This is a genomic window from Litorimonas sp. WD9-15, assembly GCF_050271975.1.
Lineage (GTDB): Bacteria > Pseudomonadota > Alphaproteobacteria > Caulobacterales > Maricaulaceae > Litorimonas.
In genome coordinates this window covers 2,476,520-2,498,180 of sequence record NZ_CP189850.1, presented here as the reverse complement: position 1 = coordinate 2,498,180, position 21,661 = coordinate 2,476,520, and the positions used below count along the sequence as shown (strand labels likewise).

The following is a 21,661-nucleotide window of genomic DNA, read 5'->3' as shown; positions in this document are numbered from 1 at the left end:
GTTAGGCCCGTTCCACAAAGCCGTCCAACACCTTTTTCTCTCCGGCCTTGTCAAAGCTAACGGTGAGTTTCGTCCCGTCTGCGGCTGTGACATCACCATAGCCAAATTTCTGGTGAAAAACGCGCTCGCCGATTTTGTAATTCGAGGATTTACCCTTGGCCGGACGCCGGACGGCATGGCACTCTATATCTTTCGGCGCGCGTCCGAAGCTCTTGCTCTTATTCTGTTGGAAACGCTGCCAGCCCGGTGAGACGCGGCTGTTTTGCGCGTCTGAGAAACTGCGCGAGAAATTGCTCGCAACTCGTTCGGCGACTGCGCCACTATCATGTAAGCCGGAGTCACTTTGCGCTTCAACGTGCGCGGGCGGGAGTTCGTCTATAAACCGCGACGGGAGTGAGGACTGCCAACTGCCATAGACTTGGCGATTGGCGGCGAAATATATCTTCGCCTGTTCACGGGCGCGCGTAATCCCGACATAGGCGAGGCGGCGTTCTTCTTCTAGGCCGGCCATACCGGACTCGTCCAATGATTTCTGCGACGGGAACATGCCTTCTTCCCAACCGGGCAGGAAGACGAGCGGGAATTCGAGGCCTTTGGCAGAGTGGAGTGTCATCAGAGAGACTTCATCTTCTTGCGCGCCCGTGCCCTTATCGACATCCAGTACAAGGCTGACATGTTCAAGATAGGCGGGGAGCGTATCAAACTCACCCATGGCCTGAATGAGCTCTTTTAGATTTTCCAAACGCCCTGCGGATTTGGCGTCTTTATTATCCCGCCACATTTGGGTGTAACCGGACTCGTCGAGAATTTGTTCAGCTAAATCCGTATGTTTTAGATCGCCAAGCCGGGCCCGCCAACGGTCGAGGTCGAGGCAGAAGGACCGCAGGGACGTGCGGGCTTTCCCGCGGATTTCATCTGTCTTGGTGAGTTCACGCGTGGCGGCTTCAAGCGGCACGCCCATGGACCGTGCGGCGCGTTGCAGTTTCTGGATCGAGGTTGCGCCAATCCCGCGCTTGGGCGTGTTGACGACGCGTTCAAAGGCGAGGTCATCCGTGTTCGAGACGAGCAGGCGCAAGTAAGCATGTGCGTCACGGATTTCTTGCCGCTCGAAAAAGCGGGGGCCGCCAATGACTTTGTAAGGTAGGCCGATTTGAATGAAGCGTTCTTCGAAACTACGCATTTGGCGGGAGGCGCGAACGAGAATGGCTACATCCTTGTACTTACGACCTTGCGACCGCCAATTTTCAATTTCTGTGCTGATGATGCGGGCTTCGGCCGGGGCATCCCATACGCCCACGACCGAGACTTTATGGCCGCCAGAGTCTTCGGTCCAAAGCGTTTTGCCGAGACGGTCTTCATTCGCAGAAATCAGGCCGGAGGCGGCCGCGAGGATATGTTCTGTCGACCGGTAATTGCGTTCCAGCCGGATGACTTTCGCACCGGGGAAGTCCGTTTCAAAACGCAGAATATTGTCCACTTCCGCGCCGCGCCAGCCATAGATCGACTGATCGTCATCCCCGACCACGCAGACATTATTCGACCCTTGGGCCAACAAGCGGAGCCAGAGATATTGGCAGACATTCGTGTCCTGATACTCGTCGACGAGGATGTAGCGGAATTTGGAGTGGTAACGGGATAGGACATCAGGATTGTTCTGAAAAATCGTCAAATTGTGCAACAGCAGATCACCAAAATCCGCCGCGTTCAAAACTTTCAACCGATCCTGATATGTCTTGTAGATGAGTTGTCCCTTGCCCTCGGCAAATTGCTGTTTGTGGCCGGGACCTAACTTGCCCGGTGTCAGACCTTTGTTTTTCCACCCATCAATGAGTGACGCCATATAGCGGGCGGTCCATTTCTTATCATCAATTCCTTCCGCTTTGATGATCTGCTTCAGCAGACGGATTTGATCATCTGTGTCTAAAATGGTGAAGTTGGATTTCAGCCCAACGAGCTCCGCATGGATGCGCAAAATCTTCGCAGCAATGGAATGAAATGTACCAAGCCAAGGCAGGCCTTCCGTTGTCTGACCCAACAGTCCTGACACACGGTGGCGCATTTCCCGCGCGGCTTTATTCGTGAAAGTCACGGACAGAATTTGCGACGGATAGGCCAGTTTTTGGTTTAGGATATGGGCGAGGCGACAGGTAAGGACTCGAGTTTTCCCCGTACCCGCTCCCGCCAAGACCAAGAGCGGGCCTTCCGTTGTTTTCACAGCATCCGCTTGTTCCGGATTTAACCCTGCAAGGTAGTCTGCAGGTTCAGCCGCCCCGGGACGCGTTGGCATCGCCATTTGCGAAATACTGCGCGAGCTGGGCGGCGGGGGCGCGGGACGAAAGGAATCAGGTTTGGACATCGCAGTGAACATAGGTGCAACATGTGAGTTTGGCTATGGGCGGTATGTATCGCAATCGTGGTCTTACAGTCTAACAAATGAATAAGGTTTTGAGCTTTGCGCTCTTTACTCGCATTTCAATCTCCGACAGGAGGCTCCTATGAAATATCTTGGTTATCTCATTCTTCTGGCGGGTGTCTTGGCGGGCTATCTGGGTCTTCGCGTCTGGCTTGTCTTCGTTCTGGCGTTCCTGTCGACTTTCGCCTTTGCCTCGGCGCGGCGCAATGTTCTCCAGAACACGCCGCAAGCGCCGGACAAGAATATGGTACTAGACGGGATGTTTCTGTTCTTCTCGCAAATCCTCGTGCTGTTCGCCGTCTATCTGCTGGGCGTGTTCATCGCGAGTCCGGGCGGGGACCTCTTCGCGGATTTCCTCAGCGGGAAACGGGTCGGACCTGACGCCGGGATGACCGAATAGCGTCATAGGCAAATACCCCGACGCCGAGCCAGATAAAGCCGAAACAGAGGGCATGGGCCAGTGTGAACGGTTCGCCGAAATAGAGCGCACAGCCGAACTGCATAGTCGGGCCGAGATATTGGAGGATGCCAAGCGTCGAGAGTTTGATCCGCCGCGCGGCAAAGGCGAAAGCGAGAAGGGGCAGCACGGTCAGTGGCCCCGCCAGAACGAGTAGAATATCCGTCTCAAGCCCCGCATTATTCCACGCCAGACCGTTCTGTTGCGACAGATAATAGAGCGTTCCGATCGCTGGGAGTAGCAGAACCGTCACTTCGATGAAAAGCCCGGGCATCGCGCCCACGACGATATATTTCCGCAAGACGCCATAGGTCGTAAAGGTCACGGCGAGGATGAGCGAGATGGCCGGAAAGACGCCGCCCTTGAAGGTCAGAATGGCGACGCCGATACAGGCAAAGGTAATGGCGAGCCCTTGCAACGCGCTCAGTTTTTCCTTGAAGAACAGCACGCCGACCAGCACGTATAGGAGGGGATTGATATAATAGCCGAGACTGCCTTGGAAAATTTGCTCCTGTTGAATAGCCCATATATAGACGCCCCAATTGATCGCGAGAGCGATGGCGGCAATCGCCAGAAGGATAACGGTTTTGGGCGTGACGAGTGCTTTTATCGTTTCCGCAATCTGCTTCCGAAACAGGAGAATCAGAAGACCGAAGGGCAAGGACCAAACAATACGGTGGGCGAGGATTTCAAGTGCGGGCACATGTTTCGTCGCGACGAAATAGATGGGAAACAGGCCCCAGATCGTATAGGCAGTCAGTCCTGCAATCAGGCCGGCTCTGCCTTCATTTGTTTCGGGCTGTGGGGTTGGTCCGGCCATGCTCGCGCCTTGTCACGGTCTGGCCGCTTTGCCAACTGAAAACAGGATGTTGACTTGAAACGGAGATCCGCTAGATAGCGCGTCTATTACGAGCAGGGGTGGTCCCGTCGTTGTAATCGCTACCTCAAGGTGAGGTGAGCCGGGCCACGTCAAACAGAAAGGACGCGACACTATGTCAAAGCGTCAGAGTGCAAAATATAAAATCGACCGCCGTATGGGCGAAAATATCTGGGGACGTCCAAAATCGCCCGTGAACAAGCGTAGCTATCCTCCGGGACAGCACGGTGCGAATGCCCGTCGCGGTAAAATGTCTGATTTCGGTACGCAGCTCCGCGCCAAGCAGAAGCTCAAAGGCTATTACGGTAACATCACGGAAAAACAGTTCCGCAAGACTTATGACCAAGCCACACGGATGAAGGGCGATGCGTCCGAGAACCTGATCGGCCTGCTGGAGCGTCGTTTGGACGCCGTTGTATACCGGTCCAAATTTGTCCCAACTGTCTTTGCCGCACGTCAGTTCGTCAATCACGGTCACGTCTTGGTCAATGGTAAGAAGGTCAACATCCCGTCCTACCGTTGTAAAGAAGGTGACGTTGTCGAAGTTCGCGAAAAGTCCCGCACAATGGCACTGGTCTTGGAAGCTCTCGAGTCGTCCGAGCGTGAAATTCCGGACTACATCTCTGTTGATCCAAAGGGTATGCAGGCGACATTCGTTCGCACGCCGTCTTTCGACGAAGTGCCTTATCCGGTCCAAATGGAACCAAATCTGACGGTGGAATTCTACTCCCGCTAGGGAGCTCACCTCAGACCAAATTCAAAGCCCGCTGCGCGAAAGCGTTGGCGGGCTTTTTATTGTCTGGACCAAACGACGCGGTACGTAATCTCTGGCCCCGGTAAGGTCACTGTATCTTCGAAATGGTAAAAGCCGTTTTGTGGGAAGGCAAACTCGCGCACACCCGCTTGTCCCTGCATGATGGTCACAGTTTTCGCTGTAATTGTTATGAAAATTACTCTATTAAATTGTAAACCCTTAATGAGTGGGTTTGTTAATCATGCGGGCTCAGCTTCGTGCCCATATGATACGATAATTCTCATTTGGATTGGGAAGTTGAACACGTTCCTGAAAATAGTAAAAACCGGTATTGGGGAGCATAAAGCTCTGCGTCCCACGCGTTCCGTCAATACGGATGGTTTTCTCGCTCACGACTTGGCACTCGAAAATTTCAACAATCCAAAGCCGTCGACATTGTCGGATCGCCACATCCATTTTCGCGCCTTTTGGTAGATTATACCGAACTTCGACGCTCTGACCGGCTTGCATATAGGCGCGCTCCAGCTGGAACATATCGATATAAGGGCCGATTATAGACCCGAAAATACTGTCGCGTTCCAATCCGGCTTTTGCGGGTCGCGCTGTGTCACTGGAGGCGAGTTTGATGATTTGAGACGGATTAAAGAAGGCGGGAATATAATGCAGCCCGACATAGATCATCAGGCCGCCAAACAGTAATGATAGACCCGAGAAGATTGACCGCAGATATCCCATCTGCTTCCGCTGTCGCGCCGCAGTCCGGTCATTGAGGTATTCCGCGTGAAACCCTCCGATACCGGCTTTTCGTTTTGATTTGTGGTTAATTCCGAACCGCGCCATCGTCCGTCCTCCTTCTGCCATGCCCCCCCGGCACAACTTGATGCGAAGGTAATAGCAGAGACGGGTTAGCGTCGGTTTAAATGAGGATTAGCGTTTGGTTTACCGTCTAAGCGGCTGTTTCAACACCTTTTTCTGTGAGCATTGTCTTCAACTCACCATTTTCGAACATCTCGCGGACGATGTCACAGCCGCCAATGAACTCACCTTTGACGAAGACCTGCGGGATTGTCGGCCAATTATTAAACTCTTTGATGCCCTGACGAATCTCCATGTCTTCTAGGACATTCACACTCGCGTAGTTGACGCCGAGATAGTCAAAGACCTGGACGACGGTGGAAGAAAAGCCGCATTGCGGAAAAACGGGTGTGCCCTTCATATAAAGCACGACGTCATTCTCGCTGACGGTTTTCTGAATTTGCTCTTTGGCAGACATATCGGTTTCCCTGTTGTTTCAATCGGGATGTGGGGGTGGGGCGAGGGGAGTTCAACCCCGTTACGGGGTGCGCGTTTCCAAAGCCAGTGCATGTAACTCACCATCCGCGCCGTCCATCTTGCCCTTCAGGGCGGCATAGACGAGTTGGTGCTGTTTCACGCGGTTGAGGCCTTCAAATTCGGAGCTGACGATTACGGCTTTCCAGTGATTATTGTCTCCCGCCAAATCGATCATCTCGACTTCGGCATCGGGCATGGCCTCTTTGATCATAGCTGCGATCTTATCGCCTGCCATTGCCATTACGCGTCTCCGTTCATGAGATTGGGGAGCCATGCCTCATTAGCCGCGCGGAGCTTTTCCAGCGAGACGTCGAACGCGCCGTCCGCTTTGATCCGGTCCCCCCCGACGGAGCCGACGATTTGGGCCTCAATGCCCTTAGCTTTGGCGGTCGCAATAACGGGGTTTACCGAGTTTTCTTCCACAGCGAGGAGGTAGCGGGCCTGATCTTCACCAAACAACCAACCATGAGTCTTGCCATTGGTCGGCGCGACGATGTGCATCCCTTGTCCTGAGGCAAAAGCCATTTCGCAGGCTGTTACTGCTAAGCCACCATCAGAACAGTCGTGGACTGCGTTGACGCGACGGCCACGAATGAGCTTGCGCACATAATCACCGTTCAGCTTTTCCGTCGCGAGATTGACCGGCGGCGGCGCGCCGTCTTCACGGGACAGTATTTCGGAGAGATAGATAGAAGAGCCGAGCCAGCCTGTCGTATCTCCGATGAGGATCAGCGTATCGCCAGCTTTGGCGCCCTTGAGCGTCATGTGTTTTTCGAGATCGGGGATAAGTCCGACGCCACCCACAGCCGGGGTTGGCGGAATGGCTTGACCATTGGTTTCATTATAGAGCGAGACATTTCCGGACACGACGGGATAGTCAAAAGCGTGGCACGCTTCGTTCATACCCTCAATCGCGCCGACAAATTGGCCCATGATTTCGGGCCGTTCGGGATTGCCGAAGTTCAGGCAGTCTGTGATCGCAATCGGGTCTGCGCCAACGCAGGTCAGGTTGCGCCACGTCTCGGCTACGCATTGTTTTCCGCCTTCATAAGGGTCTGCATAAACATAACGGGGTGTACAATCCGTCGTGATGGCGACGGCTTTCTTGGTGCCGTGAACGCGGACAATCGCGGCGTCCCCACCGGACTGGCTACTATCGACCGTGTCGGTCATGACGTGGCGATCATACTGCTCCCAAATCCAGCGTTTGGATGCGATGTCCGGCGAGGTCATAATGCGGAGCAGGGCGTCATTATAGTCCTGCGTTTCGTGAATATCGCGAGCTTCCAGCACCTCGCGCGCATCCGTTTTTACATGTGGACGATCATAATTTGGCGCGTCATCGGCCAGCGGCGCAATTGGAATATCACAGACCTTCTTGCGCTTATGTTTCAGGACGAGGTTACCCGTATCGGTCGTCTTCCCGATCAGAGCGACATCCAATTCCCATTTTTCGAAAATGTCATAGGCCAGCTTTTCCTTGCCCGGCTGAATGACCATGAGCATGCGCTCTTGGGATTCTGAGAGCATCATCTCGTAAGCCGTCATATTCGGCTCACGCTGCGGGACTTTGTCGAGGTTGATTTGAATGCCTACGCCGCCCTTATCCGCCATCTCAATGGAGGAGGAGGTGAGTCCCGCCGCGCCCATATCTTGAATCGCGATAATCGCATCTGTCGCCATGAGTTCGAGACAGGCTTCAATCAGGAGTTTTTCTGTGAACGGGTCGCCGACCTGAACGGTTGGGCGTTTCTCATCACTATCATCGTCAAATTCCGCAGACGCCATGGTCGCGCCGTGAATGCCGTCGCGGCCGGTTTTGGAGCCGACATAGAATATGGGATTACCGACACCCTTGGCAGCGGAGAGAAAGATATTATCGGCTTTCGCAAGACCAACACACATCGCATTGACGAGGATGTTGCCGTTATAGCCCTTATGGAAATTCGTTTCCCCGCCAACCGTTGGTACGCCGACGCAATTACCGTAGCCTCCAATGCCCGCCACGACGCCACTGACAAGTTGCTTTGTCTTCCAATGGGTGGGTTCCCCAAAACGGAGCGCATTCATCAGTGCAATTGGACGCGCGCCCATCGTAAAGACATCGCGCATGATGCCGCCAACACCCGTCGCGGCGCCTTGATAAGGCTCGATGTAAGACGGATGATTATGGGACTCCATTTTGAAAATAATCGCGTCGCCATCATTAATATCAATGACACCCGCATTCTCACCAGGGCCTTGGATAACCCGGTCACCCGTCGTCAGGAATTTCGCGAGGTGTCGGCGGGAAGATTTGTAAGAACAATGCTCCGACCACATGACAGAGAAAATACCCAGTTCCGTCAGGTTCGGCTCCCGCCCCAAACGGTCCAAAATAATGGCATATTCACTCTCGGATAGGCCATGCTCGGCCACAATCTCGGGCGTAATTTCACTTTTCTTGGCCATCAGATTGACTCAATAATAGATTTGAACAGGCCTAGCCCGTCTGTGCCGCCATGCATGTCGTCTATGGCGCGTTCGGGGTGGGGCATCATGCCGAAGACATTGCCAGCCTTGTTGACGATACCCGCGATGTCATTCAGCGACCCGTTCGGGTTACTGACATAGCGGAAGGTCACACGGCCTTCTTTTTCAATCCGGTTAAGGGTGTCCTTATCCGCGAAATAGTTCCCGTCATGATGGGCGACAGGGAAGGTGACTTCGGATTTTGGCGCATAGTGTTTCGTATAACGCGTATTTGCATTTGCCACTGTCAGGCGTTCCGGACGACAGACAAATTTCAGATTTTTATTCCTCATCAATGCACCCGGTAACATTCCGGCTTCGGTCAGAACCTGAAAGCCATTGCAGAAACCTGCAACGGGCAGACCCGCCTCAGACTTGGCCTTAATGTCGCGGACTATGGGCGAGCGGGAGGCAATCGCGCCGGAGCGCAGATAATCACCATAGGAAAACCCACCGGGCATGACGACGAAATCTATCCCGTCGGGTAGCTCGGTCTCGCGATGCCAGACCATGATGGGCGCACGGCCCGTGACTTTTTCGAGGGCCACCGCAGCGTCGCGGTCGCAATTCGAAGCGGGGAAGCGGATGACGGCGGTTTGCATTATGGTTGCATCTCGATGCGGTAATTCTCGATCACCGTATTGGCGAGGAGCTTCTCGCACATCTCTGTGACGCGGGCTTCTGCGGCCTCTGCATCTTCGCCGTTCAGCGTGAGTTCGATGACTTTACCCTGCAACGCATTCGTGACTTCATCAAAGCCGAGATCGTTGAGGGAGCGGGCAATGGTCCGGCCCTGTGGGTCAAGGACGCCGGGTTTCAGGCCGACATATACGAGTGCTTTCATGGGTCTAGTTCCTAATCATCATTCGAGACGACCGAGAGTTTCGGCGCGGATTTATTATTGGCTTCTTTCAGGATGCCGAGGCGTGTGGCGACTTCGGTATAGGCTTCAGTCACTTCGCCGAGGTCGCGGCGGAAGCGGTCTTTGTCGAGTTTTCTATCCGTCTCGCGGTCCCACAGGCGGCAACTATCCGGGCTGATTTCATCGGCAAGGATCACCTGATGCGCGGTGACGCCATTGTCCATTTGAACGTCCAAGCGGCCAAATTCGATTTTGAAGTCTATAAGCTTAATCCCGATCCCGCCAAACATACCTTGAAGGTAATCATTGATACGAAGTGTCATGGCGATCATCTCGTCCAATTCACCGGGTGTGGCCCAACCGAATGTGTGGATGTGATCCTCCGAAATCAACGGGTCGCCAAGGTCATCACGCTTCAGGCAGAATTCAACAACAGAGCGGGGGAGTTTTGTACCTTCTTCCATGCCAAGCCGTTTAGCCATCGTTCCAGCTGCAACATTGCGGCAAATAACTTCCAGCGGGATGATTTCCACCTTCTTGATCAACTGCTCGCGCATATTCAGGCGTTTGATGAAATGGGTGGGGATACCAATTTCCGCGAGGCGCATCATGACGAATTCGCTGATGCGGTTGTTCAACACGCCTTTGCCGTCAAGAACAGCCTTTTTCTGCGCGTTAAAAGCTGTCGCATCATCCTTGAAATATTGGACGAGTGTACCCGGTTCAGGTCCTTCATAGAGGATCTTGGCCTTGCCTTCGTAAATCTGCTTGCGGCGGCTCATCATTTGACTCCGACTGCGACACCGAGTCGTGACCCCGCGCCAGTTATGCGTCCCCTTAACCTTTGCTTGACGTGGCGACAATGCACGCAAGCGCACTATTTGGGGATTTAACAGCTTGAAGAGGGCCGTCGTCGACCATAGATGAGAGGTAACAGATACGCCTGCCTATAAGGACATGAACATGAGCACTTTTGATGAACGCAGCAATGCACAGGAAACCAAATTCGTTCTCGACGCCGGGAAAGAATTCAAGGCCGAAGCCAAACGCAACAAAGCCCTCGGTCACTGGGCGGCCGGCCTGATGGGAAAATCCGATGCGGAAGCCGATAAATACGCGCTGGAAGTCATCATGGCTGATATGGAAGAGGCCGGAGATGACGATGTCTTCCGCAAGCTGCGCAAGGATCTAACAGCGGCAAATTGCGATATGTCTGATAAAGCTATTCGGGATCGTATGGCGATGGAGTTGAAAGCCGCACGTGAAGAGGTGTATGGCGTTTAAGCATGCAAGGCTTCGGAGATTAAAGAATTATATCAAGATAGGGTAATAGCTCTAGACTGGCGCAAAATTGCGCCAGTTTTAATCACAGAGTTCCGGTCCTTTACTGGAGTTCCGGACGTGCTCCACACGTTGTCGTACTGCGTTTCGTTCCTTTCCCTTTACCCTCTTGAATATCAGCGGGAAAATCGCCCAAATCTCCACCAAGCGAAATGACGTCTTGCATTCCATCAGAGACGGCCAAATTGTAGCTTATACCCGTTTCTTTCACGTCGGCTGTTCCGGCATTTCCCCTGACAACCCAGCGCGCGCAGCTCTCGACAAAATCCAGTTTAAGGTCTGCGGGATCGGCATCTGAGCCCCCATCTTGCGGAGAAATGGCAACGATGAGCTGCGCCACCTCGTCACTTTCTGACTGAAAAACATTCGCATTGAGTGTGAAGTCTTCGCCGGTCCCGTTTGGCGTCAAGTCGAGCGCGAGTTCAATAGTTTCAACATTGGAAAATGTTGTCACACCGCCATTCGAAAGTAGGTCTCCGGACTGATCTTCATCCAGATTTACGCCTGCGCGTATCAGCTTTTCGATAAAGCCTACTTCCTCGCCGGATGTGTTTAAAAGCGTAGCCTCCACATGATATTCCATACCCGCAACACTTTCAGGATCAGCGAAGGTGACAAGCGATTTGAATGTGCGGCCCAGAAATTTTGGTGTTTCTGCACTTAGGACAACGAGCGGCATTGCGTTGGCCCGATCCGTAACTACCCCGTTAAGCGTTAATTTGGCATCGGGGTCTGTTGTGCTTGCATTTGCAACGAGTCTGATATCCCCACGATTGGTCTCTGCGAAGCGAAGACGTCCGATTTGCAGCGTAGGTTCCTTTCCACCAAATTGCGTATTCGAGGAGGAAGTCGTTTGCGTTCCGGCCAGAGGCCCCTGAATGGAATTTGTCTTGAGGCCAATCAGCCGCAATATCGAACCGTCAGCAAGCTCGAAGCCGGATGTTTCGTCACCACCTGATTCAGCGGTTCTTTCAGAGTACTCAGACTCCAGATCGAGTGTGTCCGGCGCGGGACCTTCAAACGGTTCTTCGAATATAAGACCTTCAATGCAAGTGTTTAGATCGTTCTGTGCTCCGTCATTGGCTTTGAACCTCAGCAATACATCACCATCATTTTGCATGAAGGCTCTCGCGCGAATATCTGTTTCACCTATTTTGACAGCTTCCCCGCTTTCCCCTAATTGACGAATATTGACCTGAGTTCTTCCACAGGGTGACTTGAAACTTAGCCGATCAGCACCATTCATACTTTCGGCAGGGAGAGGTATTGTAAGTCGTGTCGCAGACGGTTCGGAGATTGTTGATGCAATCGTTTGATCCTCTCCAGTAGGGGATTTTATGGCGAAGATTAATTCTATATTTGTATAGCCAATCTTCACTTCCTGCGCATTTGCACTCGGTATCCAGCCGGATTTGAATGTGTCTATAGATAGGCTCGTCGGCGCGTTAAGCATAGCTGCCGAAGCTAAAAGTCCTGAGAGAATGGATAAATGTTTCATGATCGCCCTTTTTAAAACAAGGCGACATCCATATTAAAAATCTTGCGCCGCCACTCACTTTTTTAAAAATGACATCCAGTCTGTAAAGGCAAAATTCACACCATAAATATGTTATATCGGATTATTCGGTTCCGGACAGGTCAGATCAAAGGTTTGCGCATTCTGCTGTGCTGCACCTTGTAAATTACGGATGTGCATCGCCATCGACTCGGCGTCATAATTCATGTTCACGCAACCGAGAGTTTGCTTTGTATCGCCGTCAATAATGGCCGCAAATCCCGTCACACCCAGCCACATATTATATTGCTGGACAATCCCGCGATCAAAAACGGCATTGGCATTATAGTCGCCCGACCCACCGGAAATATCGATGCGTAAATATTCGATACGGGGATCGCGCAGGCGGTTGAGGGCTTCATCCAGAAGCGGATTGACGACCTTGCACGGCGCACACCAATCGGCGTGGAACATCACCACATAGACGTCGGGCGTTTGCACCGGATAAGCTTGGCTATTGCCACCTAAACCAAGCGCAAGAAACGCGGCGGGTAGAACGGTTTTCAGAAGATGTTTCATGCGGGTGCTCTAACATGTGGCTATGAATATGACCTGAAAATTTCACTCACGATTGGGTGAGGGGATAAGGCTGTCAAACATAAGAAAAGCCCGAAACCATAGGTTCCGGGCCTCTCCCTAGACATCGTTATCGAAACTTACTTTCCGAAAGGATCGACATTATGCGGTGCGGGGCACTGCGTTGTTTTTGTCGAGATCGACGCACGGCTCATGTAAGCAGAACCTGTAGATGTTGCGGCCATCTGACGGATTTTTTCAGCCATTTCATTGGCGGAGAATGTCGAGTTGACACAACCGATGACACGCTTTGACTCGGCGTCAACAACAGCGGCGAAACCGGGCAGGCCGACCCACTGGTTAAAGACTGGAACGATGTCGCGGTCAAAAGCGTCATGTGCGCCTTTTTCCCATTTTGCTGCATTGGATGTGTCGATGACGACTTCCTCTGCATTGACGCCGGACATGGAAAGCGCAGCGGCGAGCTGTCCGTCCAGACGGGCAGAGTTGTTATCCTGTGCATTACGGAAATTGACGACGTAAACGTCAGGGTTAGCCGCGAAAGCTGGTGCGGCGAAAGCTGTTGTGACCACGGCTGCGGCCAAGACTGTAGTGAGAAGTTTCATGATCTGATCCTTTGTCTCAGGTTGTTTGTTTCTAGGGTTCGCGTTTGTTTTTGTTATGGGCCGATGTGTAACGACCATTGGTAAACGTTCCCCAAATTCCGCGTTAAGAGACGGTTTAGGATGGTTGCTGAAACTGTTAAGATGAGTGTTAGGGTGCTGAAATATAAGCTGAATATTTTTTTCAGTCGAAATCAGATATGGTTACCCTGCGGTTAAAGTGCGCAGGCTGCCATGAGGCTTCAGCAAATTTTAAGGTCATAATGACCGGACTCTGACGAATTGGTCAGAGTGTTTAACCAAAGGTAAGCAGAAATCGCGTTCTATTCGCCGAAAACACGACTGAAAATCGTGTCGACATGTTTGAGGTGGTACACATCATCAAACATATCGCGGATTTGATCCTCTGAAAGGAGGGCCGTCACCTCTTCATCCTGCAGGAGGAGATTGAGGAACGCCCCGTCACCCGCATCACCGGAAGTCCTGAACATCTCCCACACCTTCATGGCATTACGTTGGACGAGACGGTAGGCGCTCTCGCGTTGTTCTCCGGCCTGTGTCAGCGCGAGGAGAAAGCGTTGCGAATTGTGTAGCCCACCGAGGCGGTCCATATTCTTGCGCATTTGATCCGGATAGACGACGAGATTTTCGATCACGCCCGCCAAACGGTACAGGGCGAAGTCGAGATGAACGGTCGAGTCCGGCCCGATCCCGCGCTCGACAGAACTGTGCGAAATATCGCGTTCATGCCAAAGCGCGACATTTTCCATCGCCGGCATGACCGCCATACGGACGAGGCGCGCGAGACCCGTCAGATTTTCCGTCAGAACGGGATTGCGCTTATGCGGCATGGCAGAGGAACCTTTTTGGCCCTTGGAGAAGAACTCTTCGGCTTCTAAGACTTCGGTCCGTTGCAAGTGACGAATTTCAACTGCGATGTTCTCAATGGAAGAGGCAATAACGCCCAGCGTCGCGAAATAGGCCGCGTGGCGGTCGCGCGGGATGACCTGGCTGGAGACGGGCTCAATCGCGAGGCCCATTTCTTTCGCGACATGTTCTTCGACGGCCGGATCGATATTCGCGAAAGTGCCAATCGCGCCGGAAATGGCGCAGACGGCAATTTCCTTACGGGCTTGGACGAGGCGTTCGCGTCCGCGTGCGAACTCGGCATGAAAGCGCGCGAGCTTGACACCAAAAGTTGTCGGCTCGGCATGGATGCCGTGACTGCGGCCAATCGTGATCGTCTCTTTATGTTCCTTGGCCCGCTTTTCCAGCGCGGCCAGAACGCGATCCATCCCGATGAGGAGCAGGTCTGTCGCGCGGGCCATCTGCACGGACAGCGTCGTGTCGAGAATATCGGATGAGGTGAAACCCTGATGCACGAACCGCGCATCCTCTCCGATGAAACTGGCGAGATGGGTCAGGAATGCGATGACGTCATGTTTGACCTCACGCTCGATCTCGTCGATTTTGGCGACATCGAATTTGGCCGACCCGCCGCGCTTCCAGATGTTTTCTGCAGCTTCCTTTGGGATTACGCCCAATTCGGCCAACGCGTCGCAGCCATGCGCTTCGATTTCGAACCAAATTCGGTATTTCGTGGCCGCCGACCAGATGGCCGTCATTTCGGGGCGGGCGTAACGTTCGATCATGCCAAAAAACTTTCTGAGACTCACCTATATATATGCGCCGCCTTGGACATCAGGCGGCGGGTCAGGTCAAGGTGTCGACTAGCTTTCGTTGCGGGCTTCTGAGGCCGCCCAGTCCTTTGGCAAGGTCACGCGGACCAGCATGTAGAAGATGAAAGCCAAGATATAGGCGCCGAATGTAACATACATGGCAAGGCGTGTAGCCTCCAACTCCACATTGCCCGCACCCAGAAAGACATCGATCATCGCGCCCGCAAATGTCGGTCCGCCGCCCAGTGCGATCATGTTCAGCACAAAGAAAAAGAGCGCCGTCGACATTGCGCGGAGTTTGATCGGCGCGAGGGTCTGCGCAATCGCAAAGCTCGGTCCCAGATAGACGCCGAGGCAGAGTTGCAGCGCTGCGCCTATGACGAGATGCATGACGACGGTTGGCGCCCAAAAGGTTGCGATTGCGAGCGGAAAGGCCAACAGGATCGAAATCGCGGGAATGGTGCCATAGGCGCGGATATCCGTCTTGGACCGCCAATCGACGAGCTTTGCCCCGAAATAGGTCCCTGCCACGTAGAATGTCCCGTTAATTATCCCGATCCAGATAATGATCGTTCGGAAACTGAACTCCGGATCGAGGAGGCGAAGATATTTCGTCTGAAAGCCGGAGACGGCGTAACTGGCAAAACTCGCAAAGGCGATGCCCAGCGCCATCCACCACCAACTTTTGATCTTGAGAATTGTCATCACACCAGGTTGAAGTGTGAGAACAAACATCATGATAATGAAGAAGGATGATAAAATTGCATAAATTGGAAGCACTTTCCCCGAGAGAATTCCAAGCCCTAATATTGATAATAATCCGCCAAATATGATGAAGCGTGGAAGAAGATTGGCCTGTTTCCATGAGTCAGTTATAGGGATATAGCCGGACGGAAGGGTGCTGGCTGACTCCATCGCGCCGCGCCGCGGCTCACGAATGACGAGCTTCACAATAAATGCCAGCACTACGCCCGTCACACCAAGGATGATAAAGATGCGACGCCAGTTCACCTCATTCGGGTCGGCGCCGAGCAAGCTCGCTGTCAGGAAATAGGCCGACATAATCCCAAGCGGAATGCCGAGCGAGTATATTCCAAGGGCTCCAGCGCGTTCTGTCTTCGAATAAAAATCTGAAATCATGGAGTGAGACGGTGGACTGCCACCGGCTTCACCAATCCCGACGCCAACACGGGCGAGGGCGATATGCATGAAGTTTTGTGCGAAACCCGTTAGCGCCGTGAACCCACTCCATGTTGCCAGTGCGAGAGAGAGCAGAGTCACACGGTTCATCCGGTCGGCGAGGAAGGCCAAAGGAATCCCCAGAATTGTGTAAAACGCTGCAAATGCCAATCCGATCAGCAGGCCAAGTTGTGTATTTGTGAGGTCCAGGTCCGCTTGAATGAACGGGGCAAGTATACCCACGATTTGGCGATCAATGAAGTTGAACCCGTAAACAAGGGTGAGCAGCAGGAGGACGAGAGTCCGATAACCTTTTTTCGGTTTAGCCGGTGTGTCCGGTACCGATGTCACAACAGATTCGTCGTTCATCTCATTCCCCTAATTTTTTGCTACAGGACAGGAAAGGGGTGAGGGGGTCAAGCCTTGCCAGGATTAAACTCGTTCACATTAACCCCAGCATTTTAAAACTCGCAATATCCTCACGCCCGATAATCAGATGATCGTGGACTGTAATCCCCACAGCTTTGGCCGTGTCGATGACGAGGTTTGTCATCTCAATGTCGGCGTGGCTGGGTGTGGGGTCGCCGCTCGGGTGGTTATGCGCGATGATGATGGCGGTGGCTTCCAGCGCCAGACCGCGTTTCACGATTTCACGTGGATAGACGGGGGCGCGGTCAACTGTACCTTGGCCGAGGACTTCATCTGCAATGAGACGGTTTTTACGGTCGAGGAAGAGGACACGAAATTGCTCAACGGATTCGAACTGCATCGCCGTGCGGCAGTAATCGAGCAGGGCAGGCCAACTTGACAAAATAGGGCGATTGAGCAGGCTTTTCCGCCCCATATGGATAGAAGCGGCATGAAGCAATTTGAGGTCCAGCGCAGTCTTCTCACCGATACCTTTGACGGAGGTCAGGCGGTGGAAATCCGCCGCGCAAACTTCGGATAAATTACCGAAGGTCCGGATGAGATCTTTCGCGATGGGTTTGACGTCACGACGCGGAATGGAATTGAACAGGAAGAGTTCCAGCAACTCGTAGTCCTGCAAGGCCTCAGACCCGCCAGATTTAAACCGCGCCCGTAAGCGGTCGCGATGGTCAAGATAATGCGGCTTTTCCGTCACGTCTTAGGAATAAGGAGGGCGATGCAAGCCGGTAGGCGAAGTTGTGAAAATTTCGCAACCGTCTTTCGTGACGCCAATCGAATGTTCAAACTGCGCGGTCAGTTTCCGGTCGCGCGTCACAGCCGTCCATCCATCGGAAAGGATTTTTACATCCGGACGCCCCAGATTAATCATCGGCTCAATCGTGAAGAACATGCCTTCGCGCAAGGTTTCGCCTTCGCCCTTGCGACCGTAATGTAGGATATTCGGGCTGTCATGGAACAGCTTGCCCAAGCCATGCCCGCAGAAATCGGTGACAACGGAACAACGTTCGCCTTCGGCAAATGTCTGGATGGCATGACCAATATCGCCCGTTGTCGCACCGGGTTTCACGGCCGCAATGCCGAGCATCAGCGAATCATAAGTAATGTTTATCAGGCGTTCCGCGCGGCGGTTTATCTCGCCCACGGCATACATACGCGACGTGTCTCCATGCCAGCCATCGACAATGACGGTGACATCGATATTGATAATGTCGCCGTCTTTCAGGGCTTTGTCATTTGGAATACCGTGGCAAACCACGTGATTGATCGAGGTGCAGAGCGAATGCTGATAGCCGCGATAGCCGAGTGTGGCGGGCAGGGCCCCATTATCCACGATAAATTCATAGGCCGCGCGGTCCAATTCTCCGGTGGTTACGCCCGGCTTTACCAGACCTGCCAGCATGTCGAGGCACTGCGCCGCCAGATGTCCAGCTCTGCGCATGCCCGCGAACCCATCGGCCCCGTGGAGTTTAATCGCCCCGTCACGGAGTTCGGGCGCGTCTGCTGCATCAATATAATTCATAACCCGCATATAGCGGTGTCGCGGGGGCACGGCTAGGGGCGATGTGACGCCAAATTGGGACGTGTAAAATCCTGTTCCGCGCAGCGCGTTTCTCTGTATAGCGAAAGTTCAGGGTGTGTCCTGAATGCGAAAATTGGGCCTGACATGAAACAGTTTTTACTCCCCGCCGCCTTGCTCTCTTGCGTGATGGCAAGTCCGCAATTTGCACCGGACGCGGCGGCGCAAAGCGCTGCAACACCAGCTACGGCCTTGCTGGCCCCGAAGGCGACATCCGGGTTTCTCGCCAGTCGCCAGGGGCAGGTTGTTTGGGACGACGACCGCATTGCAGCCCTTCGTTTGGCGCTGGAGGGCTTGGCCGCGCACGGCCTGACGCCGTCCGATTATCATCTCGACGCTTTGTCTTTATCCGCAGGTCTGGATCGCGACCGCATGGCGACGGATGCCTGGTTCTCCGCGGCGGCACATATGCTGTCCGGCAAACTGGATGCCGTTTCTGTTGAACCGGACTGGACGGCGGTAAAGCGGTCTGCGGACCTACAGAGCATTCTGGCGCAAGCCCTTGAGACGCGAAACGTCGGCGACAGTTTGAACGCGCTAGCCCCGAAACAGGCTGGATATGCGGCCCTCATGGCCGAATATAAATCGGTCACGCTGCAAGCCGCAATGCCGCAAACGACTGTTACGCCCGGCGAAGCCCTCAAACCCGGCATGTCAGGTCCACGCATAAAATTGCTCCAACAGCGCCTCGCAGAATTGGGTCACCTCGACAGAACTGTTTTCGAAGGTGTCATGGATTCGGAAACAGTGACGGCTTTAAAGAATTTTCAAGCGGCGTCCGATTTGGACGATGACGGCGTGGCCGGGGCCGCGACCGTAAGGGCTCTCAATCGGGGTTTCATTGAGAAAATGAACCAGCTTCGAGTCAATCTGGAACGCTGGCGTTGGTTGCCGGACGATTTGGGCCGTAGACATCTGCGCGCGAATATCGCCGGCTTTAACGTGACGGCTTGGGAAGACGGCGTGCAGCAACGGTCTCATCTGACAATTGTCGGAAAGCCTTATCGCAAGACACCCGTCTTCTCGGATAAAGTCAGTTACATCGTTCTCAACCCTTGGTGGGAAACACCGCGCTCATTGGCGACACGCGATAAATTGCCCACATTCCGTAAAGATCCCGCAGCTGTGGAACGGCTCGGCTTTCAAATATTGGACCGCGACGGGTCAGTTGTGAAAGGCTCATCCATCGATTGGAACGCGGTCAGTCCTTCCAATTTCCCCTATCGGATCCGGCAAGCCCCCGGTCCGCTAAACGCATTGGGGCAGGTCAAAATCATGTTTCCAAATAAGCACAATGTCTATCTGCACGATACACCGACGCGTGGCTTATTCGCCCAGCGTCAACGCGCTTTTTCTTCCGGTTGCCTGCGGACGGAAAAACCGTTGGAGCTCTCCGCATGGTTACTCGAAGGGACACCGGATTGGAATCTTGACCGGATCAATAAGACTGTCGCAACGGGCAAGGAAACACGCGTGAACCTGAGCGAAAAGGTCGATGTGCACATCCTCTATTTCACTGTGGTAAGCGAGGGCAAGGCGGGCATCCGGTATCTGGATGATATTTATGATCGTGATTCTGCCGTTCTGGCGGGATTGAACGCGAAACCCCGGACCCGTTGAGGTTTGTTCTAAGGATTTTAAACAGCATGTTTCAGTGCGTTAAACTGTCTCTCCTTTACGCCTCTGTTGCAATTGCGACCTGTATAAGCTCGCCCGCCGCCGCGCAGTCTTCTGACATGCGCGCGTCTTTCACGATCGGCTTCCAGGGAGTGAAGAGCGACCTGACCGTGATGATGGCAACGGTTATGCCGTCTTCCAATTTTGTCGTGGAAACACAGGCCGATGTCGAGGCTTCTATTGGAACTGTGACGCGTTCAGGCAAAACCGTGACGTGGAAAGCGCCTGCCACGCCCGGACGCCATGAACTGACATTCCGGCAAAATGGCGAGGCAATCACGCTCCATGTATTTGTTCTCACGCCATTTAAGAACGGCACCGATGTCTCTCTGAACGGCTATAAAATCGGCGAATATCGCAAAACACTGTTCCGCGGAATGCAAAGTTACGCAGAGCCCATGGGCTTTATTGACCTGTCCCACGGTCCGGCGGATTTGAAAATCTCACCGCATTTTACGCTGGGGCAGTTTATCTGCAAACAACAGCCCGGTCATGACCCGACCTATCTGCTCGTTAATCCCGCGACCCTCATCAAGCTGGAAACGCTTCTTGAGGCTGCGGATGCGAAAGGCTGGAAGGCGGACACGCTTCATATTATGAGCGGATTTAGAACGCCGCATTATAACCGTTCAATTGGCAATAAGACGACATCCTCACGTCACCTTTATGGCGGGGCGGCGGATATCTGGTTGGACGGCGACGGCGATGGCCGAATGGATGATTTGAACGGCGACGGCTTGGTCAATAAAGATGACGCGCGTACGCTCGCGAAACTGGCGGAGAAATTGGCTTCAAAAGGCGGTCGCAATTGGCCGTCCGGCGGTGTCGGGGTTTACGGCGCGAATTCAGCCCACGGTCCGTTTGTCCATATTGATAGCAGAGGGTACCGCGCCCGTTGGGGGCATTAGAAGGTCAGGATTAACTGGCGTCAGAACCACTCTTCCAAGTCGCATATTTGCCGTGACGGACGGGACGTCCGTTATCATCGACATTGACGAAAACGATTTCATCAATACTGACAATTTCCTGTTTCGTGTGTTTGATGCGGACATGACACTCGACTGTAATGGTGGATCTTCCAACGTTTACGGTCTCGACGCCGATCTCCACAACATCCCCTTGCACCGCAGGTGCGAGAAAATTGAGTGCCGACATGGATTTCGTGACAAGGGTTTGCGTCTCCATTTGACAGGCGGCATATACCCCACATTCCTCGTCAATCCATTCGAGCAGCCGTCCTCCGAAAAGCGTATTACGGGAATTCAGATCGCCGGGTTTGACGACTTTACGTGTGCGGAATTTCAATCTGTCACTCATGGCCATGGATGTGATATGCCGTGTTCCAGCCCGTGGGCCAAGAAAAATGAACGTGATTAAAACAAGCCTTAATCTTTGCCCGCCTGTTGTGCGGCAACACGCTCCAGACACCAGACCCGCAAGTGACTCGCGAGGTTTCGTGTTGGACCGCCTGCCATCCGCTCGTCATCGCGGGCGCGGATAAAGCTTGCGAAACTACCGCCGTCTCTTTCAACGGCGGCATCTATCACAGCCCAGAATTCGGGCTCCAGGGCAACGGACGTTTGATGCCCGTAGAGCGAGATGGAGCGTTTCTTCATTACTCTTCGTTGGATGCCGTTTTATTTGAGTCGAGATTAGCTTGAAGCTTTTCCAGCATCTTGGCCTTGCGGCTTTTCTCGGTGTCTGTTGCGCCGCTGACGACTTTATTTTCCGCCGCGCGCTGGTCCTTGGCCCCACGCGAAAGGGACTTTTTGGGCGCGCCGAAATTTGCATTATTCCCGCCGCCCTTGCTAAATTTAGAAGCATCCGGTGTAGAGTTGTCACCCATAATTTTGACTCGCTTTTGCTAGAGAGGCGCGGTT

The 21,661-nt window shown here is 53.4% G+C and carries 24 protein-coding genes; 5 read left to right on the top strand and 19 right to left on the bottom strand.

Annotation, left to right across the window (positions count from 1 at the left end; all coding sequences use genetic code 11):
- Position 1 precedes the first annotated feature (1 nt).
- A complete protein-coding gene (locus tag ACP9M6_RS11775) occupies positions 2-2,356 on the bottom strand; it encodes an ATP-dependent helicase (protein WP_427451328.1) in 2,355 nt (784 codons plus the stop codon).
- A 139-nt stretch (positions 2,357-2,495) separates the two neighbouring features.
- Between ACP9M6_RS11775 and ACP9M6_RS11770 the strand changes: the two genes are divergently transcribed.
- Positions 2,496-2,813 carry a hypothetical protein gene (locus ACP9M6_RS11770; RefSeq protein WP_427451326.1) on the top strand — a complete coding sequence of 106 codons (318 nt, stop codon included), beginning with the start codon at positions 2,496-2,498 and terminating at the stop codon, positions 2,811-2,813.
- Here ACP9M6_RS11770 and rarD read toward each other — a convergent pair.
- Positions 2,770-3,690, bottom strand: coding sequence for an EamA family transporter RarD (gene rarD / locus ACP9M6_RS11765; protein WP_427451324.1), 921 nt, complete (start codon positions 3,688-3,690; stop codon positions 2,770-2,772). The genes ACP9M6_RS11770 and rarD overlap by 44 nt on opposite strands.
- Before the next feature lie 172 nt (positions 3,691-3,862).
- Between rarD and rpsD the strand changes: the two genes are divergently transcribed.
- Positions 3,863-4,483, top strand: coding sequence for a 30S ribosomal protein S4 (gene rpsD / locus ACP9M6_RS11760; protein ID WP_427451323.1), 621 nt, complete (start codon positions 3,863-3,865; stop codon positions 4,481-4,483).
- Between the two features lie 267 nt (positions 4,484-4,750).
- Here the strand turns inward: rpsD and ACP9M6_RS11755 are convergent, their stop codons facing one another.
- From ACP9M6_RS11755 to purC, 7 genes are all read right to left on the bottom strand, one after another.
- Positions 4,751-5,362 (bottom strand): hypothetical protein, encoded by a 612-nt coding sequence (locus ACP9M6_RS11755; protein WP_427451321.1) that lies wholly within the window; start codon positions 5,360-5,362, stop codon positions 4,751-4,753.
- Positions 5,363-5,447: 85 nt separating this feature from the next.
- Entirely contained in the window at positions 5,448-5,774 is a 327-nt protein-coding gene (grxD, locus tag ACP9M6_RS11750) for a Grx4 family monothiol glutaredoxin (RefSeq protein WP_427451319.1), read from the bottom strand.
- A 60-nt stretch (positions 5,775-5,834) separates the two neighbouring features.
- Complete coding sequence (locus ACP9M6_RS11745) at positions 5,835-6,074, bottom strand: BolA family protein (protein WP_427451317.1); 240 nt, start codon at positions 6,072-6,074, stop codon at positions 5,835-5,837.
- Positions 6,074-8,284, bottom strand: a complete 2,211-nt coding sequence (gene purL, locus ACP9M6_RS11740) for a phosphoribosylformylglycinamidine synthase subunit PurL (protein WP_427451315.1) — start codon at positions 8,282-8,284, stop codon at positions 6,074-6,076. Before purL ends, ACP9M6_RS11745 begins: the two co-directional genes overlap by 1 nt.
- Entirely contained in the window at positions 8,284-8,946 is a 663-nt protein-coding gene (gene purQ, locus ACP9M6_RS11735) for a phosphoribosylformylglycinamidine synthase subunit PurQ (RefSeq protein ID WP_427451313.1), read from the bottom strand. Before purQ ends, purL begins: the two co-directional genes overlap by 1 nt.
- On the bottom strand, positions 8,946-9,188 hold the full coding sequence (gene purS / locus ACP9M6_RS11730) for a phosphoribosylformylglycinamidine synthase subunit PurS (protein ID WP_427451311.1): 243 nt from the start codon (positions 9,186-9,188) through the stop codon (positions 8,946-8,948). Before purS ends, purQ begins: the two co-directional genes overlap by 1 nt.
- Before the next feature lie 11 nt (positions 9,189-9,199).
- Positions 9,200-9,988, bottom strand: coding sequence for a phosphoribosylaminoimidazolesuccinocarboxamide synthase (purC, locus tag ACP9M6_RS11725; protein ID WP_427454786.1), 789 nt, complete (start codon positions 9,986-9,988; stop codon positions 9,200-9,202).
- 181 nt (positions 9,989-10,169) lie between these two features.
- Between purC and ACP9M6_RS11720 the strand changes: the two genes are divergently transcribed.
- Entirely contained in the window at positions 10,170-10,490 is a 321-nt protein-coding gene (locus tag ACP9M6_RS11720; RefSeq protein WP_427451309.1) for a DUF1476 domain-containing protein, read from the top strand.
- A gap of 100 nt (positions 10,491-10,590) precedes the next feature.
- Here ACP9M6_RS11720 and ACP9M6_RS11715 read toward each other — a convergent pair whose 3' ends face one another.
- The 7 genes from ACP9M6_RS11715 to map form a co-directional block, all read right to left on the bottom strand.
- On the bottom strand, positions 10,591-12,045 hold the full coding sequence (locus ACP9M6_RS11715) for a hypothetical protein (protein ID WP_427451308.1): 1,455 nt from the start codon (positions 12,043-12,045) through the stop codon (positions 10,591-10,593).
- A gap of 111 nt (positions 12,046-12,156) precedes the next feature.
- The gene (locus ACP9M6_RS11710; RefSeq protein ID WP_427451307.1) at positions 12,157-12,621 is read right to left on the bottom strand and encodes a thioredoxin family protein; all 465 of its coding nucleotides are present in this window, start codon (positions 12,619-12,621) and stop codon (positions 12,157-12,159) included.
- Positions 12,622-12,758: 137 nt separating this feature from the next.
- Complete coding sequence (locus tag ACP9M6_RS11705; protein ID WP_427451306.1) at positions 12,759-13,244, bottom strand: hypothetical protein; 486 nt, start codon at positions 13,242-13,244, stop codon at positions 12,759-12,761.
- 320 nt (positions 13,245-13,564) lie between these two features.
- Positions 13,565-14,893, bottom strand: a complete 1,329-nt coding sequence (gene purB, locus ACP9M6_RS11700) for an adenylosuccinate lyase (RefSeq protein WP_427451305.1) — start codon at positions 14,891-14,893, stop codon at positions 13,565-13,567.
- 78 nt (positions 14,894-14,971) lie between these two features.
- On the bottom strand, positions 14,972-16,468 hold the full coding sequence (locus tag ACP9M6_RS11695) for a spinster family MFS transporter (RefSeq protein WP_427451303.1): 1,497 nt from the start codon (positions 16,466-16,468) through the stop codon (positions 14,972-14,974).
- Between the two features lie 73 nt (positions 16,469-16,541).
- Positions 16,542-17,222 (bottom strand): RadC family protein, encoded by a 681-nt coding sequence (radC, locus tag ACP9M6_RS11690; RefSeq protein ID WP_427451301.1) that lies wholly within the window; start codon positions 17,220-17,222, stop codon positions 16,542-16,544.
- A 3-nt stretch (positions 17,223-17,225) separates the two neighbouring features.
- Positions 17,226-18,047, bottom strand: coding sequence for a type I methionyl aminopeptidase (map, locus tag ACP9M6_RS11685; RefSeq protein ID WP_427451299.1), 822 nt, complete (start codon positions 18,045-18,047; stop codon positions 17,226-17,228).
- 144 nt (positions 18,048-18,191) lie between these two features.
- On the opposite strand from map, the gene ACP9M6_RS11680 reads away from it, so the two are divergent.
- Together ACP9M6_RS11680 and ACP9M6_RS11675 are read left to right on the top strand one after the other, a co-directional pair.
- Positions 18,192-19,724 (top strand): L,D-transpeptidase family protein, encoded by a 1,533-nt coding sequence (locus ACP9M6_RS11680; RefSeq protein WP_427451297.1) that lies wholly within the window; start codon positions 18,192-18,194, stop codon positions 19,722-19,724.
- Between the two features lie 26 nt (positions 19,725-19,750).
- Entirely contained in the window at positions 19,751-20,689 is a 939-nt protein-coding gene (locus ACP9M6_RS11675) for a D-Ala-D-Ala carboxypeptidase family metallohydrolase (protein ID WP_427451295.1), read from the top strand.
- A 10-nt stretch (positions 20,690-20,699) separates the two neighbouring features.
- Here the strand turns inward: ACP9M6_RS11675 and ACP9M6_RS11670 are convergent, their stop codons facing one another.
- The 3 genes from ACP9M6_RS11670 to ACP9M6_RS11660 all read right to left on the bottom strand — a co-directional run bounded on the left by ACP9M6_RS11670 (position 20,700) and on the right by ACP9M6_RS11660 (position 21,627).
- Positions 20,700-21,098, bottom strand: coding sequence for an acyl-CoA thioesterase (locus tag ACP9M6_RS11670; protein WP_427451294.1), 399 nt, complete (start codon positions 21,096-21,098; stop codon positions 20,700-20,702).
- A gap of 68 nt (positions 21,099-21,166) precedes the next feature.
- Positions 21,167-21,397, bottom strand: coding sequence for a ribbon-helix-helix domain-containing protein (locus ACP9M6_RS11665; RefSeq protein WP_427451293.1), 231 nt, complete (start codon positions 21,395-21,397; stop codon positions 21,167-21,169).
- Entirely contained in the window at positions 21,397-21,627 is a 231-nt protein-coding gene (locus tag ACP9M6_RS11660; RefSeq protein ID WP_427451291.1) for a hypothetical protein, read from the bottom strand. The genes ACP9M6_RS11665 and ACP9M6_RS11660 overlap by 1 nt, the downstream gene beginning before the upstream one ends.
- Positions 21,628-21,661: the final 34 nt, after the last annotated feature.